Source organism: Pseudomonas sp. PS1(2021), assembly GCF_020405165.1.
Lineage (GTDB): Bacteria > Pseudomonadota > Gammaproteobacteria > Pseudomonadales > Pseudomonadaceae > Pseudomonas > Pseudomonas aeruginosa.
In genome coordinates this window covers 2,238,041-2,254,108 of sequence record NZ_CP084484.1, presented here as the reverse complement: position 1 = coordinate 2,254,108, position 16,068 = coordinate 2,238,041, and the positions used below count along the sequence as shown (strand labels likewise).

Here is a 16,068-nt window from a genome sequence, read left to right as displayed (position 1 = left end):
GCGTATACCTACTTTCCGCACCACATCCGGCCGCCTGCCTCGTTGTTCCATGCGCATTTCTTCAAGCGCTTTCCCCAGCTCATCAGCAGCTCCAGCGGCCTCAAGGAATGGTGGGTAGCTCCGCGTGGCGAGGCGAAGTCCTCACTGCTGACCAAGGTCGGGCCGTGCTATGTCGTTGTCCAGGGGCTGCTCCAGCGACCGGAGATTCGGGCCGAACTGGGCATGACCGGCCCGGCGCCGTACTTCGTCGACTACATCACGCTCCTAGGCGCCGAAACGCGCTTGCCAACCAAGCTCCTGGAAGTAGTCAAGACCGAGCTACTGGTAAACGCCTCCCTGTCCCTGGACTTCCCCGAAGTCTGCGGCAAGGGAAGCGTCTGGAAGATCGGCGAGTTTGTTTCCCTCTCCGGGGTCAAGCTGGAGGCCTTCGGCGCTGAACAAGCGATCCGGGGCACATTCCACGGCGCGAGCCGCCCCAAGCTGCTCCTGGGCGATGACCTGATCACCGACAAAGAGGCCAAGTCCCCGACCGAGCGCAACAACCGATGGGACTGGCTGGAAAAGGCTATCGACTATCTCGGCCCACCGGATGGCTCCGTAAAATATCTAGGCGTGGGCACAGTGCTGAATAAGGATGATCCGATCAGCCGAGCCAAACGCACGGTCGGGCACCTGGTCCACCACTTCCGCGCTATCGAGACGTTCCCCACCCACATGGACCTATGGGCACATTGCGAAGAGGTGATGCTCAACGACGATAAGCCCGTGATGGAGCAATACGCCGAGCGCGGTAGCGTCGCGCCCGATAGCGCTCTGCCGTCGTTTCAGTTCTACCAGGACAACCGCGAGCAGATGGAGCTGGGGGCCGTCACCAGTTGGCCAGGTGTCCGGTCGCTCTACTGGCTGATGCGTCAGCGGGCGAAGAACAAAGCCGCGTTCGCGACCGAGCTGCAAGGCGACCCGCGATCCGATGAAGACAAGACGTTTACCAACCCGCGCTTTTGGGTCATGCGCTCCGGGCGTTGGCAGATGTTTGGCGCATGCGACCCCTCTGTCGGGGCGAGCGCACAGTCTGACCCGTCGGCGATCATCGTGGGGGGCTGGGACACCGAGAAACAGGTACTTAACGTCATAGAGGCGGCCATCAAGCGGCGCGTCCCCTCGAAACTGGAATCGGACCTGATCAAGGCGCAAAGGGAGTACCAGATGCGCGCTATCGGTTTCGAGAACAACGGGGCATTCGAAATCCAGCGGCAGAACATCGCCAAGGCTGCGCTGATGCAGCGCGTAGCGCTCCTCTGATCGGCGTCACCAGCATGGCGGACCAGTCCGTTCGAATCGATGCCATGGAGCCGTTCATCAACGACGCATTTGCGCCACGGATTCTGTTTTCGCCTGGATTGGTCGCCCTGCTCGACGAGCTGGACAGCTGGCCAGAACCGCAGACCGGGCACCACTACGACGGGCTTTGTGCCTTGTCAATCCTCTGGATGATCGCCAGCACTCGCGCAGGCTCTTTTGAATTCACAGCGGTGCCGAACCGCCGGAACGCCCTAGAAGCTGGCGGCCTTGACGATTCTTTTGACACTGGCGGCCGCTTCGGCGGCGCATGGTAGGTACGACACATGGCACAAATCGTTGACGTCTACGGCAACCCGATCCGACCCCAGCAGTTGCGCGAGCCGCAGACTTCGCGCCTGGCCGGCCTGGCGAAGGAGTTCGCCCAGCACCCGGCCAAGGGGCTGACGCCGGCCAAGCTGGCTCGCATCCTGGTCGAGGCCGAACAGGGCAACCTCCAGCCCAGGCCGAATTGTTCATGGACATGGAGGAACGCGACGCCCACCTGTTCGCCGAAATGAGCAAGCGAAAGCGCGCAATCCTTGGCCTGGATTGGGCGGTCGAACCCCCGCGTAACGCCTCGGCGGCCGAGAAAGCCGATGCCGACTACTTGCACGAGCTATTGCTCGACCTGGAAGGGCTGGAGGACTTGCTGCTCGATGCGTTGGACGGCATCGGCCACGGCTACAGCTGCATTGAACTGGAGTGGGCGCTACAGGGGCGCGAGTGGATGCCGTTGGCGTTCCACCACCGACCGCAGAGCTGGTTCCAGCTCAACCCCGAAGACCAGAACGAGCTGCGGCTGCGCGACAACAGCCCGGCCGGCGAAGCCTTGCAGCCCTTCGGCTGGATCATTCACCGGCCGCGTGCGCGCTCCGGCTATGTGGCCCGCAGCGGCCTGTTTCGCGTGCTGGCCTGGCCGTACCTGTTTCGCCACTACGCCACCTCCGACCTGGCGGAAATGCTGGAAATCTATGGCCTACCGATCCGGCTGGGGAAATATCCGCCAGGTACTGCCGACGAGGAAAAGGCAACCTTGCTGCGGGCCGTTACCGGCCTGGGCCATGCTGCCGCAGGGATCATCCCCGAAACCATGGCCATCGACTTCCAGCAGGCCGCGCAGGGTAGCAGCGAGCCGTTCCTGGCGATGATGCGGCAAAGCGAAGACGCCATATCCAAGGCGGTCCTGGGCGGCACCTGACCAGCACCACCAGCCAGTCAGGCGGCGGCGCTTTGCCCTGGGCCAGGTGCATAACGAGGTTCGGCACGACATACTGGCATCCGATGCCCGCCAACTGGCGGCCACGTTGTCCCGCGATCTGCTCTGGCCGCTCCTGGTACTGAACCGTCCTGGCAGTCCCGACGTGCGCCGGGCGCCGCGCCTAGTCTTCGACCTGCGCGAGCAAGCCGACATCACCAGCATGGCCCAGTCGATTCCGGCACTGGTCAACGTGGGGCTGGAGATTCCCAGCGCCTGGGTCTATGACAAGCTCGGCATCCCGCAGCCTGCCAAGAATGAGCCAGTTCTGCGTCCGGCTGCGCAGCCTGCAATCCTGAGCCGCCAGCATGGACAACGGGTGGCGGCCTTGGCCACATCGTTGGCCCGCGCTATGGCGATCAGCAGGCCCTGGACAAGGCGCTGGCCGACCTGCCGGCCAAGGACATGCAAAAACCAGGCCAACGACCTGCTCGCCCCGCTCCTGGACGCGGTCAACCGCGGAGACAGCGAAACCGAACTACTCGGCGCCCTCGCCGAAGCGTTCCCGGACATGGATGACAGCGCCCTAACGGACGCGCTCCACCGGCTGCTGTTCGCCGCCGATACCTGGGGCCGTCTCCACGGCAACCTGGACCGGATCGACTGATGGCCGCTCCGACCGAGGCCGATCTGCGGGCCATCTTCGCCCTGCGGCCGGCCGCCGCCATCGAGTACCTGGAGCGCAAGGGCTTCGCGATCACCTGGAACTGGCATGACGTTGACGCGGCCACCCACGCCCGCGCTCTGACCGTTGCCAGAGCAGCACGCCTGGACGTGCTCCAGGACATTCGCGACGCCCTGGTCGAGAACCTGGAGCGCGGCGAGACGCTACGAGACTTCAAGCGAAACCTGCGGCCGACCCTGGAGGCGAAAGGCTGGTGGGGTCGCCAGGTGGTAGTCGCGCCAGATGGCGGCGCCGAGGTTGCACAACTGGGCAGCCCGCGCCGCCTGGATACCATCTACCAGACCAACATGCAGTCGGCCTACATGGCAGGGCGCTACGCGGCCGCCTACGAAGCCAGGGAAACCCACCCTTACTGGATGTATGTGGCGGTGATGGATGGCGTTACCCGGGCCAGCCATGCCGCCCTGCATGGGAAAGTGTTCAGGTGGGACGATCCGATCTGGCAGCACATCACCCCGCCCAATGGCTACAACTGCCGGTGCCGGATCGTTGCCTTGACGGTGGCCGCTGTCCGCCGTCGAGGCCTGACCGTCGAATCCAGCCTCGGCCGGACGGGGCAGGTCACCGTCGAAACTGGGGTTGACAAGCGGACGGGGGAGATTCGGGAACAGACCCTGACAACCCTGGAGACGACCGACCGGGCCGGGCGGAAGATCCAATTCCGTCCCGATGCCGGCTTTGACGGCAGTCCCGTACAGAGTCACCTGATGGACCAGGTGCTGTACGACAAAGCCGAGCGTACCCTGGGGGCACCGGCTGCTATCGACGAGGTACGGGGTGTGCTGCTGGACCCGGTCCGCCAGCGCGCCTGGGAGGCCTTCGTAGATCGCGCCGCGTCCCCCCAGGGACAGACCATGTCCATCGGCGTGCTCGATCCGACCGATGTCACCTACGCCGTCGCCCAGGGCGCCCAACTGCGCGCTGGCGTGGTCGCCACCAGCGATACCGCGATTCGTAGCAGCGCCGTCGCTCGCGAGCAGCTCGCCAACCTGCCGCAGCGCTTCGCCCGGCCTGACCTGGTGCTGTGGGAGCGCGGCACCGAGTCGTTGGTCTACGTCGTCCAGGCCGATGGTGCCGCCCTGGCTATCCGTCTGCGCGGCGAGATATACGGACCCGGCCAACTGGAAAATGTCGGCCAGGTTATGGAGATCACCATGGATAGCATCCAGGATGGCCTGGCGACGGGCCGCTACAGGAGAGTGCGCTAATGACAACTAGGATCGACGTCGAGCTGGACGACCAGGAGGTTCGCCAGCGCCTGGCGGTGCTGATGCGCTCGGTGACCGATACGCTGCCGGTGATGCGTGGCATCGCTGCCGAGCTGCTCGCGGAAACTGAGTTCGCCTTTATGGACGAGGGGCCGGGCTGGCCGCAGCTCAGCCCCGCGACCGTCGCCGCTCGCGAGGCGAAGGGGCGTGGTCCCCACCCGATCCTCCAGGTCACAAACGCCCTGGCTCGCTCGGTCACGACCTGGGCGGATCGCAACGAGGCGGGAATCGGGTCCAACTTGGTCTATGCGGCCATCCACCAATTTGGTGGTGACGCCGGCCGGGGTCACCAGGTCGAAATTCCTGCACGGCGGTATCTGCCGTTCGACGAAAACGGCCAACTGGCGGCCGGCGCTCGGCAGTCCATTCTGGAGGTCGTCCTAACAGCCCTGAGCCGAAATCGGTAGTGGGCCACTTTCGGACAAGCGGCACATTGTGCCTATTGCGCATTAGGCACAATGTGCCTAATCTAGCCTCATGCCAGCCACAACGGCGAGGCGAGCACAGGGAAATGACCAAATGAATACCTATCTCATCGACCCCCGCAAAAACAACGACAACTCCGGCGAGCGCTTCACGGTTGACGCTGTCGACATTACAGCCGCCGCGAAGAGCGCAGCCCAACAGATTCTTGGCGAGGAATTCGAGGGCCTCGTATACCGTGAAACCGGGGAGAGTAACGGAAGTGGCATGTTCCAGGCCTACCACCACCTGCACGGCACTAACCGCACGGAGACGACCGTTGGCTATCCGTTTCATGTAATGGAACTCTGAGCCGAATCTAAACCCACGCCAGCCGCAACGGCGAGGCGCAAACAAGGATAGACACCATGAGCAGCACGATTTCAGACCGCATCATCTCCCGCTCGGTTATTGAAGGCTCTCGATTCATTCAGTCCTGGGAAGATGCGGACCCCGACAACCTGACTGAAAGCCAGGTTCTGGCCGCTTCTAGTTTCGCCGCCAGGCTCCATGAGGGGCTTCAGGCTACCGTCCTGCAACGACTGGTGGACGAGTCCAATCGTGACGAATATCGCGAGTTCCAGGCCTGGGAAGAGGCGCTGCTCAACGCAGATGGACGAGTAACGAGCAACCCGTTTGCCGATTGGGGATGGTGGTATCGCATCGCCAACGTGATGCTGGCCACTGCCTCGCAGAACGTAGGCGTCGCCTGGGGAAGCCATGTCCATGGTCGTTTAATGGCTATTTTTCAGGACAGGTTCCAACAGCATTATGAGGATGAGGAATGCTGACGCCTGACGCCTCCAACCACAATCCAGACCCGCGCTACCTGCGCGGGCTGCTCAAGAAAGCCGGCATCAGCCAGCGGCGCGCAGCCGAGCTGCTCGGCCTCGGTGATAGGGTCATGCGCTATTACCTGAGCGAGGACATCAAGGAGGGCTACCGCCCCGCGCCGTATACCGTCCAGTTCGCCCTGGAGTGCCTGGCGAACGACCCGCCATCTGCGTGATCACCTGATCCGCCCGCAAACGCGCTACACGCGCCGAAACGGGGTTAGTCGCTACCTCGCATCAGAGTCGGTGCGTTAACCCCGTTAGAACCCCGTTAGAAATCGCTCCAGCGCCATTCGTGTGCCAGGGTTTGGCCAGAAGATGGCGCCGGACGGTTTCCGCAGTCGTTGAACCCCTTCCCGTAACCGCCGCGCTCGACCGTCGCCACCATTGGCGGCATGGAAAAGAACCGCCTACTCGTTGCCATCGCCGCCTGCTCGTTCCAGCTTCCCCAGCTGGAGGATGGCAGCGCCTGGATTCAAGTCACTCCAGCTGGTGAGTTCCGGCCCACGGACGGGCGCCCCATGGACGTGCCGGCCTGGCGGATCGATGCCGCCAGCGCCGCCGCCGTGATCGACCGGGCCAGGGCACGCAGACACCGCCTGTCCTGGACTATGAGCACCAGACCCTCAAGAAAGAGGAAAACGGCCAGCCGGCGCCTGCTGCCGGCCGCTTCCTCGATTTCGAATGGCGCGAAGGCTCCGGCCTGTGGGGCCGTGTCGAATACACCGCCCGCGCCGCACGGATGATCGAGGACGGTGAGTACCTCTACTTCTCGCCGGTCTTCAGCTACGCCCCGGACGGCACGGTCCTGTCGATTCTGATGGGCGCCATCACCAACGACCCCGCCATTGATGGCATGGAGCCGCTCGCCCGCCGAGCGGCGGCCACCTTTGGCCTTTACCCCACCCAAGAGGAAACCTCCGTGGATGAACTCCTGAAAGCCATCATCGAGGCGCTGTCGCTCAAGGAAGGGGCGACCGAGGCCGAAGCCATCGCCGCCCTGACCGCGCTCAAGCCGGCCTTGGACGCACAGGCGGCCAGCCTGGCCACGCTGCGCGAAACCCTCGGCTTGGCCAAGGACGCTAGCGTCGAGCAGATCGCCGCCGCCACCAGCCAACTGAAAAAGGCCGACCCGAGTCAGAAACCCGACCCGGCCAAGTTCGTGCCCTTGGAAGCTGTGACGGACCTCCAGGAGCAAATCGCCGCTCTGACCGCACGCCTCAATGGTGGCGAGCTGGACAGGCTGGTCGGTGCTGCGCTCCAGGACGGTCGCCTGCTGCCCTCCCTGGAGCAGTGGGCACGCGACCTGGGCGGTAAGGACATCGTCCAGCTCAAGGCGTACCTGGACAAGGCCGCGCCGATTGCCGCGCTGACCCGCCTGCAAGGCCGCCAGCCGGAGGGCGACACCCACAACCTCACCGACGCCGAGATGGAGGCCGCCCGTCTGACCGGGATCAGCCCCGCCGACTACGCCAAGGCAAAAGGAGCCTGACCCATGGCCATCATTACTCCGGCGCTGATTAGCGCACTGAAAACCTCGTTCCAGAAGCACTTCCAGGACGCCCTGGCGACGGCACCCAGCACCTACCTTCAGGTTGCTACGGTGATTCCGTCCACCACCGCCAGTAACACCTATGGCTGGCTGGGGCAGTTCCCAAGCTGCGCGAGTGGATCGGTCAGCGTGTCATCAAGGACATGGCGGCCCAGGGCTACCAGATCACCAACAAGCTCTTCGAATCGACCGTGGGCGTAAAACGTACCGACATCGAGGACGACAACCTCGGCGTCTACGGACCGCTCATGCAGGAAATGGGGCGTGCTGCCGGCGCGCATCCCGACGAACTGGTCTTCGCCCTGCTCAAGGCCGGCAACGCCAATCTCTGCTACGACGGTCAAAACTTCTTCGACACCGATCACCCGGTCTATCCGAACGTGGATGGCACCGGCACGGCGACCACCGTTAGCAACCTGTTCGCGCCGGCCGCTGATCCGGGGGCGGCCTGGTATCTGCTCGACACCAGCCGCAGCCTCAAGCCGTTGATCTACCAGGAGCGCATGAAGCCGTCGTTCACTTCGTTGACCAAGGAAGACAACGAGCAGGTCTTCATGGCCGACGAGTACGTCTACGGCGTGCGCTCCCGCTGCAATGTCGGCTTCGGCTTCTGGCAACTGGCGGCGATGTCCACCGAAGAACTGAACCAGGTCAACTTCGAGAAAGTTTACGACGCCATGCGCAACCAGAAGGCCGACGGCGGTCGTCCGCTGGACATTCGTCCGAACCTGCTGGTGGTGCCGACCACTCTGCGCTCAAGGCCAAGGAAGTGGTCGGGGTGCAGCGCCTGGCCAATGGCGCGGACAACCCCAACTTCGAACTGGTCCAGGTACTCGATACCGCCTGGCTCAACTGATAGCCCCAGACGGAACGCCTGCCAGGCCAAGGATGGCCACCTTCTTCCAGCTACAGGAGACACGACATGGCACGCCAGAACTCTGCGGCCAAGACCACCGCAAAATCCAAGACCGATCCGGCGACCGAAAAGCCCAAGGACGAAACTCTGCCGGGCTCCACGGACGCCACTTCGTCCACCGCACCCGAGGCATCCGCCGCCAAGCCCCAAACTGCTCCGGCGACCGAGAAGCCCGAGGACGACACTCTGCCGGACTCTATGGACGACGCTTCGTCCACCGCATCCGAGACGCCCGCCACCAAGCCAGCCAGCGCCTCGGACGAGGTCGAGGGCGTCTTTGTTCGGGCCACCGTCGAGCGCCGTTGCCGAGCGGGCTTCTGCTTCGACAAGGAAGGCCAAGGCTTCGCTGACGGCGTGCTGAGCGACGAGCAGCTGGAGGCTCTGGAGTCGGACCCGCTGCTCAAGGTCGAGCGCTGCACCTTTTCCGGCAACCAGGTGGGCGAGTGATGAATCACGCCATTGCCCAGTTGGATATCGCCGCGCAGATCGCCGAGCACAACGCTCCAATCAGCGAGGCTCAGGGTGACGCCGCTCAGGCCGAGTTGCAGCACCAGGTTGCCGCCGACTGCCGCGAGGCGCTCGACGTCCTGGAACAATTGGAGTCGCCGCTGTGAGCTACTGCACGCTGGCCGACCTGATCGAGCAGTACAGCGAGCAAAAAATCCGCGAGGTGAGTGACCGCGTCAATAAACCGGCCACAACCATCGACACGGTTATCGTGGATCGCGCCATCGCCGACGCCGACTCAGAAATCGACCTGCATCTGCACGGCCGATACCAGTTGCCGCTCGCCAGCGTGCCAACGGCGCTCAAGCGCATTGCCTGTGGCCTGGCCTACGCCAATCTGCACATCGTTCTAAAGGAAGAGAACCCGGTCTACAAAACGGCCGAGCATCTGCGAAAGCTGCTGTCGGGCATCGCCAACGGCAAGTTGAGTCTGGCCCTGGATGCTGACGGCAAGCCGGCGCCCGTAGCCAACACGGTGCAGATAAGCGAAGGCCGTAACGACTGGGGGGCCGACTGGTGAGCGACCCGTTCGACTACCTGTTCCTGGAACCGTTGCTGATCGAGCGTATCCGCTCAGAGGTTCCTGGGCTGGCCATCGTTTCCGGGGTGCCCGATCTGGCGGCCTTGAGTGAGCAGGACCAGCCCGCCCCCAGCGTCTATGTCGTCTATCTCGGCGACGAAATAGGCACCGGAGCGGATTACCAAGGGGGCAGGCGCGCCATTCAGGCCATCGGCCAGCAATGGGCGGTTGTGCTGGTGGTGCATTACGCCGACTCGTCGAACTCCGGCGAAGGAGCGCGCCGAGAGGCAGGACCGCTGCTGGGACGGCTGGTCAAGGCACTGACCGGATGGGCTCCAGCCATCGATGTGGCGCCGTTGGCGCGCAGCGCCCGACAGTCTCCTGTCACCTACGCCAGCGGCTACTTCTATTTCCCCTGGTGTTCACCGCCAGGTTCGTCTACCCGAGGGTCAAGTCATGGAAACCGTAAAAGTCACGATCATTGCTGAGAACCCCAACCACACCCACGCGGGCAAGCCGGTGGCCAAGGGCGACGAAATCGAAGTCACCGCGCTGCGGCCCAACTGCTGCTGCGTAAGAAGCTGATCGAAAAGATTCCGAAATCAGCGCAAGGCTCGGCCGTTGCCGACAGCGACAAATAAGCCACCGAACTAGGAGGGTGCCGATATGGCCCAAGTCGAAACGTACTACTACGGCCAGGGTAAGCTGAAGCTGGCCATCCATACCGCTGCCGGGCTGACTCCGTGGCGCTGGCTGGGCGACGTGTCCGCGCTCAGCGGTGCGATGGAAGAAGAGTCGATGAGTCACCGCGAATCGTACTCTGGCAAGAAGGTAAAGGTGCGCGAGTGGGGCATTTCCCCCTCGTTGAACATGACCGCAACCCTGCACAGCCTGGACGTGGACAACGTCGCCCTGTTTTCCCAGGGAACCGCCAGCACCGCCGCAGCCGGTACTGTGACCGGTGAGTTGCTGCCGGCCGGCCTGGAGGCAGGTGACCAGGTTGTATTGGAGAACCCTGGCGTCAGCGACCTGGTGATCACCGATAGCGCGGGTACGCCCGTCACGCTGACCGAGGATCACTATTTGCTGGAGCCCGCGTTTGGGGCGCTGGAAATCCTCAGTCTGCCGACGTCGCCGGCTCCGACCCAGCCGTTCATTGCCGCCTATGAGTACATGGCCAGTAAGCAGGTTACGTTGCTGTCGGCGGCTAAGCGCTCCAATGTGGCCCTGCGTTACGAAGGCATCAACCTGGCTGAGGACGGCGCGCCGATCATCGTGGAGATTTACAAACTCTCCCCAGGGCTGCTCCAGGAACTGTCGCTGATCACCGACGGCAACGACGTGGCGGGTATGCCTGTGAGCTTTTCCGCGCTCCTGGATACCTCCAAGCCGGCCAATGGTCCGTTGGGGCAGTTCGGCCGCATTATCCAGGTGGGCTAAGCCATGGCGAAGCCGAAGGCGAAAGCGGCTGCTCCCGATGGCAGCCTGGAGGTTCTGTTTCCCGACCGTCAACTGACGGTCGGGGGCGTCGAGGTGACCGTCCGCGAGCTGAGTTTCAGCGAGCAACTGCGCCACAACCATCTACTCGCGCCGCTTGGCGACAGCCTGGCCGCTATTCCCCGCAGAAGATGGACAGCCCGGAGTCGATCAACGTCATCTTCTGACGCCCTGGCCTTGCACGCTGACGCGCTGCGCGAGCTGATCGCGATCAGCTGCGGCCAGTCTGTGGACTGGGTGGACACTTTGCCGCCAGACGAAGGTGAAGCCCTGGTGCTGACCTGGTGGGAGGTGAACAGCGGTTTTTCGTCCGACGGCTCTGGCGTCCGCGCCTCCTGGAAATGGCACTGGCCGCGCAGCGCTCTGGAGCCGAGTCTTCGCCGACCTCATTCGCGCCGGCCACCACCGCGACGCCCTCAACAACTACACCCGGCGACAGCTGATTCTCTTTTGGGAAGAGGCGCAAGCGGCTGAGCGCCGCGAGCAGGCCCGAGACATTAACGCGGTGATGTACGGAATGGTGGGAGGCACGGACGCCACCGCCTTGCTCCGACAGTTGGAATCCTGAAATGGCGAACAATCAGCAACTGACACTGGCCCTCCGCATCCGCGCCGATCTGAACGACGCCCAGGACGCCCTGCGTCGTCTGAACGGTAATGTCGATGAACTGGGCCAGAGCACCAGGACAGCGGCGCGGGATGCTGATCAACTGAATGCCGCCACCCAGCGTATCGGTGGCGGCATGACGGCCCTTGCTGCCTCCATCAAGGCCGCTGCGCTGGGGCTGGGGGCGCTGTTCAGCATTCGGGAGATCATCCAGACCACCGACGCCTGGACCAACCTCCAGAACCGGCTGCGCCTGGTCACCAGCACCCAGGCTCAACTGGCGGCGGTGACCGCTGACGTATACCGCATCGCTCAGCTGACCAGCTCAGCGCTGGACTCTACCGCCACCGTCTACCAGCGTTTCGCGCAGAACGCCGACCGGCTGAACATCAGCCAGCGGCAAGTCGCATCGCTGACTGACACGGTGGCCAAGTCCATCGCGATTTCAGGCGCCAGTGCGCAGAGCGCCGAGGCGGCCCTGGTCCAGTTCGGCCAGGCTCTGGCGTCGGGCGTTCTGCGCGGTGAGGAATTCAACTCGGTCAGCGAGCAGGCGCCCGCGCTGCTGAAAGCAATTGCCGATGGCCTCAACGTCAATATCGGCGAGCTTCGCAAGATGGCGAACGAAGGCCAGTTGACAGCTGATGTCCTGGTGGACGCCTTGAGCAATGCGGCGGCCGGCGTGAACGATCAGTTCGCCACCCGCATCAAGACCGTTTCGATGGCAGTCCAGGAACTGGAGAATGCGTTCACTCGCCTGGTAGGTGAGTTCACCAATGGCCGAGGTGCGGGCGAAGCGCTGGCCGGTGCCATTTCCGGGGTCGCCAATGTCATGGACGGCCTGAGCGATAACGCCGAGCTACTGGGCACCGCCCTGGATGCCGTGATGGTGACGGCAGCCGGGCGAGCGGTGGCGGCCATCACCGGGCTGACCACTACCTGGCTCAGCAACGCGGCGGCCAGCCGCGCCGCTGCCATCGCCGCCGCTCAGAAAGCCACGGCCGACGAAGGCGCCGCCGTGGCGGCACAGCGAGCCGCTGCCCAGGAGCTGCAACGGGCCAAGGCCGCTGTCGCCTCGGCAGAGGCCGAGGTGGCGGCCAGCCGCGCCCGCCAGACCGCCAGCCTCCAGAACCTTCGGGACGTCCAGGCCGCCCTGGTCGCGGAGCGCACGCTGGAGCAGGCCCGCCTTCAGGCGCAGATCACCGATATTGGCCGGCAACAGTCCCTCGCTCGCCTGGCTGAGCTGCGCCTGTCCGAAGTGGCCATTATCAGGCAGGTCCAGGCCGCAGAGGCGGCGCTCGCATCCACGACGCTGGCGTCTTCGGCCGCCGTCACCGCCGCCTATCAGCGTAGGACCGCCGCAGTCGCGGCCGCCGCTTCGGCACAACAGGCCCTGACGGTCGCCACGAACAACGCGAATATCGCCTCTGCGGCCGCCGCTGCGGCATCCAGCTTCCTGGCTCGCGGCATGGGAACAGTGACGGCGGTCGGTGGCCGGCTGCTGGGGTTCCTGGGCGGTCCCATCGGCGTTATCTCGATGATTGCCATTGCGGCCACGGCGTTCCTGGACTTCGGTAGTGACGCCGAGTCCGGCATGGACCGTGCCGCCAATGCAACCGAGTCGGCTAGCGTCCGCATCCGCAACGCCTCGCGGAACATCATCCAGGCGCTGAACCTGGGTGACCTGAAGACGGCCAACTACGACCAGCTCGGCAAGAGCATCGAGCAGATCAAGCAGCAACTGGCCGAGGCCGAGCAGATACAGCAGCGTGCCGAGGCCCTCCAGGACACGGACGTTCCTACGGTGCCGGGCATGGACCTCCCGAGCCTGGACGAAGCCAACGAACGGGTACAGGCGCTGACCGGAGCCCTGCGCAGGCTTGAGGCAGAACGAGCCGGCGACCGCTTCAAGAACGTGCGCGAGGGCAAGCAGTACCTGGAGAACCTGGAGCGCCAGAACGAACGCCTACAGAACCTCACCGCGACAGAAGAAGCCCTGAACTACCTGCGCAAGGAAGGTATCGACGCCACGTCGGAGCTGGGTAGGAAGATCCTGGATCAGGCCGCCGCCAACCAGAAGCTGGACGCCACCAACAAGGCCGAAGCCGAGTCCAAACGCCAGTCTGAAGCGGCGGCGCGCAAGAGCGCTCAGACGTCGGAACAACTGCGCAAGAGCCAAGAGGGCTACGTCACCCAGCTGGAACGCCAGGCGGCCCTGCTGGGTATGAATAGCGCCGAGGTTCGCGCCTACGAGCTGGCCGAGAAAGGACTTACCGGAGCGCTAAGGGCCAGGGCAGAAGCTGCCCTGGCTGCTATCGATGCCGACGAGAAGAGGCGCCAAGCCGATGCCAATGCAAGCGCCAATGCCGACCTCCAGGCCGAGTATCTGCGGGCGACCGGGCGCACCGTTGACGCGGGGCTGCTGGAGATTCGGACGAAATTTGACGCGATGCGTCGGGACTTCGAAAAGGCGGGCAACGACGCCGGCCTGGCCTGGATCGACAAGCTAATCCCCGTCGCCGAGGCCAAGGTCCGTCTGGATGACGTCAAGCAGAAGATGGACGACTTACTGGCCGAGCAACAGCGAGCTGAGTCATCCGTCAACGTCCAGCAGGATGCCGGCGTTATCAACGAAATGGACGCTCGGCAGCGAATCCTGGACATTCACCGAGCGACTTACGAGAAGCTCCAGCAGATTCGGCCGATCCTGGAACAGATGGCCCGCCAGCCTGGCGAGGTCGGCCGAGCTGCTGCTGAATCGCTCGCCCAGCTGGAAGCTGAAGCGGAGCGACTCCAGCAGACCACGACGCTGCTCGAAACCACCTTGCGGGACGGGCTCACTACCGGCTTTACCGACGCTATTAAGGGACTGGCTTCCGGGACCATGGACTTGCGCGACGCCATCACGTCGCTGGGCGAGGCTGTACTAAATGCCCTGGTGAACATGGCGGCGCAGAACCTCGCGCAATCGCTGTCCAGCGGCATCATGGGGCTGTTTGGTGGCGGCCAGCAGGACACCAGTATGACGACCGGCGCGGCGGCTGTTACCGCGTCGGCCGGCGCGCTTTCGACCGCTGGGGCGTCGTTGCTGACTGGGGCTGCCGCAATCCAGGCCGCCGCCGCATCCCTGGCCGCTGCTAACGGCGTCCAGGGCCTGGGCGCAGCCGGTGGCGCGGCGGGTGCGGCCGGAGCAGCGGCGGGTGGCGGCAGTTGGTGGTCCTCCATCGCTGGAGCGTTCGGTTTTGCCAGCGGCGGCCATGTACGCGGCCCCGGTACGTCCACCAGTGACAGCATTCCAGCTCGCCTGTCGGACTGGGAGTACGTCACCCGTGCCGCCGTCGTGAAGCAACCTGGCGCTCTGGCATTTCTCGAACAGTTCAACCGTTACGGCATGGCCGCACTGGCCGGCTGGGCGAATCCTGTTCGTCACGCAACGGGCGGACGTGCCGGCATTCCCGCCCCCAACCTGCCGGCCCCCGTCCGTGTCGGCGCGAAACTGCCCGAACCATCCAAGAACTTCAGTACCTCGGTCGCCAACTCGATCTACCTGCACGCCGTTCAGGACACGGATCAGATGGCGGCCGACATGTGGGCCGGCAAAGGCGGCGAACACTTCCTGGTCTGGCTGAACAAGAACCGCCAGGCCGTCAAGCAGATTATCTAGGAGTCCCATGGCCACCGAATTCGGCACCGCCGTCAACCACGCCGACCTGGTCGAGCGCCTGGTCCAGTTCCTCACCGTGAGCCCGGACCTGGTCGCGGCTGGGCAGGCCTACGAAAAGGTTTTCGACAACACCATCCCCGCGTCCGGCACGGCCATCGCCGTGCGCCAGGTGACACTGCGCGCCCCAGGCCTGGGCGGCACCGACGCCATCTACATGGGGATTCAGAGTTATGGCGATACGGCGCTGGACTACTACAACCTGCGCCTGATGGGCGGCACGGCGTTTAATCCTGGAGCGATCCCGCCCGGTGGCGACTACTGGACCGCGTTTGCCAACTACAGCCCACGGGTTCAGGCGCTGCTGTGGAACCAGCCCATGCCGTACTGGTTCTTCGCTAACGGCCGACGCTTCTGGATCGTCGTGAAAGTCTCGACGATCTACGAGTCGGCCGGCGCCGGCTTCATCCTGCCACCCTGTCCGCCGTCGCAGTATCCGTACCCGCTTGCCGTCGTGGGCTCCTACCGTGGTGACGTTGCAACTCGCTGGTCAGACGTCAGCGACCGGCACCGAGGCATCAGCAGCCCCTACGAGCGAAGCTGCTATCTCCGCGATCCTGCCGGGCGCTGGCTCGGTTTCACTGTAGACGGAGGGGCTGCCAACGAGTCCGACTACAACAATCGGACGCTCCTCCCGCTGGGCTGCGGCCGTTATGCGGGCAGCAGTGACACCGTGGTCAAACAACTGCGGGATTCATTCGGGAAGTTCCCGCTCAAGGCGCTGTCGTTCGTCACCCGCGAAACCGAGGGTCGCCGAAACCTGGGCGACTTCGACGGCGCTTTCTACGTGCCAACGCTCAACTCCGGCGCCGAGGACGTGATTGTCGAGGACGGAGTGGACCACGTTGTTTTCCAAACCGCCTGGCGCTCGGGCAACCCCTGGCTCTACGCGATCAGGAAGGACTGA

Annotated in this window: 15 protein-coding genes and 4 pseudogenes; all 19 read left to right on the top strand. The window is 64.2% G+C overall.

Annotation, left to right across the window (positions count from 1 at the left end):
- The first annotated feature begins 42 nt into the window (after positions 1–42).
- The 19 genes and pseudogenes from LE197_RS10580 (at position 43) to LE197_RS10490 (ending at position 16,068) form a co-directional block, all read left to right on the top strand.
- Positions 43–1,302: a hypothetical protein gene (locus tag LE197_RS10580; protein ID WP_226034022.1), complete on the top strand. Its 1,260-nt coding sequence runs from the start codon at positions 43–45 to the stop codon at positions 1,300–1,302.
- A gap of 44 nt (positions 1,303–1,346) precedes the next feature.
- A complete protein-coding gene (locus LE197_RS10575; protein ID WP_226034021.1) occupies positions 1,347–1,616 on the top strand; it encodes a hypothetical protein in 270 nt (89 codons plus the stop codon).
- Between the two features lie 9 nt (positions 1,617–1,625).
- A pseudogene (locus tag LE197_RS10570) lies at positions 1,626–2,539 on the top strand (DUF935 family protein).
- A gap of 46 nt (positions 2,540–2,585) precedes the next feature.
- Positions 2,586–3,203 carry a DUF935 family protein gene (locus LE197_RS10565; protein ID WP_226034020.1) on the top strand — a complete coding sequence of 206 codons (618 nt, stop codon included), beginning with the start codon at positions 2,586–2,588 and terminating at the stop codon, positions 3,201–3,203.
- Positions 3,203–4,489 (top strand): phage minor head protein, encoded by a 1,287-nt coding sequence (locus LE197_RS10560; RefSeq protein WP_015987638.1) that lies wholly within the window; start codon positions 3,203–3,205, stop codon positions 4,487–4,489. Before LE197_RS10565 ends, LE197_RS10560 begins: the two co-directional genes overlap by 1 nt.
- On the top strand, positions 4,489–4,956 hold the full coding sequence (locus LE197_RS10555) for a phage virion morphogenesis protein (RefSeq protein ID WP_015649656.1): 468 nt from the start codon (positions 4,489–4,491) through the stop codon (positions 4,954–4,956). The genes LE197_RS10560 and LE197_RS10555 overlap by 1 nt, the downstream gene beginning before the upstream one ends.
- Positions 4,957–5,068: 112 nt before the next feature.
- Entirely contained in the window at positions 5,069–5,323 is a 255-nt protein-coding gene (locus tag LE197_RS10550; protein ID WP_016068301.1) for a hypothetical protein, read from the top strand.
- 56 nt (positions 5,324–5,379) lie between these two features.
- A complete protein-coding gene (acrF3, locus tag LE197_RS10545) occupies positions 5,380–5,802 on the top strand; it encodes an anti-CRISPR protein AcrF3 (protein ID WP_226034019.1) in 423 nt (140 codons plus the stop codon).
- The gene (locus LE197_RS10540; protein WP_016068302.1) at positions 5,796–6,020 is read left to right on the top strand and encodes a hypothetical protein; all 225 of its coding nucleotides are present in this window, start codon (positions 5,796–5,798) and stop codon (positions 6,018–6,020) included. The genes acrF3 and LE197_RS10540 overlap by 7 nt, the downstream gene beginning before the upstream one ends.
- A 345-nt stretch (positions 6,021–6,365) precedes the next feature.
- Positions 6,366–7,336: pseudogene (locus LE197_RS10535) on the top strand (phage protease).
- A 3-nt stretch (positions 7,337–7,339) separates the two neighbouring features.
- Positions 7,340–8,252: pseudogene (locus LE197_RS37090) on the top strand (Mu-like prophage major head subunit gpT family protein).
- Positions 8,253–8,318: 66 nt separating this feature from the next.
- A complete protein-coding gene (locus LE197_RS10525; protein WP_015987644.1) occupies positions 8,319–8,759 on the top strand; it encodes a hypothetical protein in 441 nt (146 codons plus the stop codon).
- Positions 8,759–8,926 carry a hypothetical protein gene (locus LE197_RS10520; protein ID WP_003094562.1) on the top strand — a complete coding sequence of 56 codons (168 nt, stop codon included), beginning with the start codon at positions 8,759–8,761 and terminating at the stop codon, positions 8,924–8,926. Before LE197_RS10525 ends, LE197_RS10520 begins: the two co-directional genes overlap by 1 nt.
- Positions 8,923–9,339 carry a gp436 family protein gene (locus tag LE197_RS10515; RefSeq protein WP_010791902.1) on the top strand — a complete coding sequence of 139 codons (417 nt, stop codon included), beginning with the start codon at positions 8,923–8,925 and terminating at the stop codon, positions 9,337–9,339. The genes LE197_RS10520 and LE197_RS10515 overlap by 4 nt, the downstream gene beginning before the upstream one ends.
- Positions 9,336–9,827, top strand: coding sequence for a hypothetical protein (locus LE197_RS10510; protein ID WP_226034018.1), 492 nt, complete (start codon positions 9,336–9,338; stop codon positions 9,825–9,827). The genes LE197_RS10515 and LE197_RS10510 overlap by 4 nt, the downstream gene beginning before the upstream one ends.
- Positions 9,828–10,005: 178 nt before the next feature.
- Positions 10,006–10,779, top strand: coding sequence for a hypothetical protein (locus LE197_RS10505; protein WP_015987647.1), 774 nt, complete (start codon positions 10,006–10,008; stop codon positions 10,777–10,779).
- A gap of 3 nt (positions 10,780–10,782) precedes the next feature.
- A pseudogene (locus LE197_RS10500) lies at positions 10,783–11,279 on the top strand (DUF6631 family protein).
- A 126-nt stretch (positions 11,280–11,405) separates the two neighbouring features.
- The gene (locus LE197_RS10495) at positions 11,406–15,104 is read left to right on the top strand and encodes a tape measure protein (RefSeq protein ID WP_226034016.1); all 3,699 of its coding nucleotides are present in this window, start codon (positions 11,406–11,408) and stop codon (positions 15,102–15,104) included.
- Positions 15,105–15,111: 7 nt separating this feature from the next.
- Positions 15,112–16,068, top strand: coding sequence for a hypothetical protein (locus tag LE197_RS10490; RefSeq protein WP_015987650.1), 957 nt, complete (start codon positions 15,112–15,114; stop codon positions 16,066–16,068).

What these genes read in the sequence shown, in the direction of transcription:
- LE197_RS10495 (WP_226034016.1), top strand. Translation starts at nt 11,406, where the DNA reads ATGGCGAACAATCAGCAACTGACACTGGCCCTCCGCATCCGCGCCGAT.
- LE197_RS10520 (WP_003094562.1), top strand. Translation starts at nt 8,759, where the DNA reads ATGAATCACGCCATTGCCCAGTTGGATATCGCCGCGCAGATCGCCGAG.
- LE197_RS10560 (WP_015987638.1), top strand. Translation starts at nt 3,203, where the DNA reads ATGGCCGCTCCGACCGAGGCCGATCTGCGGGCCATCTTCGCCCTGCGG.
- LE197_RS10505 (WP_015987647.1), top strand. Translation starts at nt 10,006, where the DNA reads ATGGCCCAAGTCGAAACGTACTACTACGGCCAGGGTAAGCTGAAGCTG.
- acrF3 (WP_226034019.1), top strand. Translation starts at nt 5,380, where the DNA reads ATGAGCAGCACGATTTCAGACCGCATCATCTCCCGCTCGGTTATTGAA.
- LE197_RS10575 (WP_226034021.1), top strand. Translation starts at nt 1,347, where the DNA reads ATGGAGCCGTTCATCAACGACGCATTTGCGCCACGGATTCTGTTTTCG.
- LE197_RS10540 (WP_016068302.1), top strand. Translation starts at nt 5,796, where the DNA reads ATGCTGACGCCTGACGCCTCCAACCACAATCCAGACCCGCGCTACCTG.
- LE197_RS10525 (WP_015987644.1), top strand. Translation starts at nt 8,319, where the DNA reads ATGGCACGCCAGAACTCTGCGGCCAAGACCACCGCAAAATCCAAGACC.
- LE197_RS10555 (WP_015649656.1), top strand. Translation starts at nt 4,489, where the DNA reads ATGACAACTAGGATCGACGTCGAGCTGGACGACCAGGAGGTTCGCCAG.
- LE197_RS10490 (WP_015987650.1), top strand. Translation starts at nt 15,112, where the DNA reads ATGGCCACCGAATTCGGCACCGCCGTCAACCACGCCGACCTGGTCGAG.
- LE197_RS10550 (WP_016068301.1), top strand. Translation starts at nt 5,069, where the DNA reads ATGAATACCTATCTCATCGACCCCCGCAAAAACAACGACAACTCCGGC.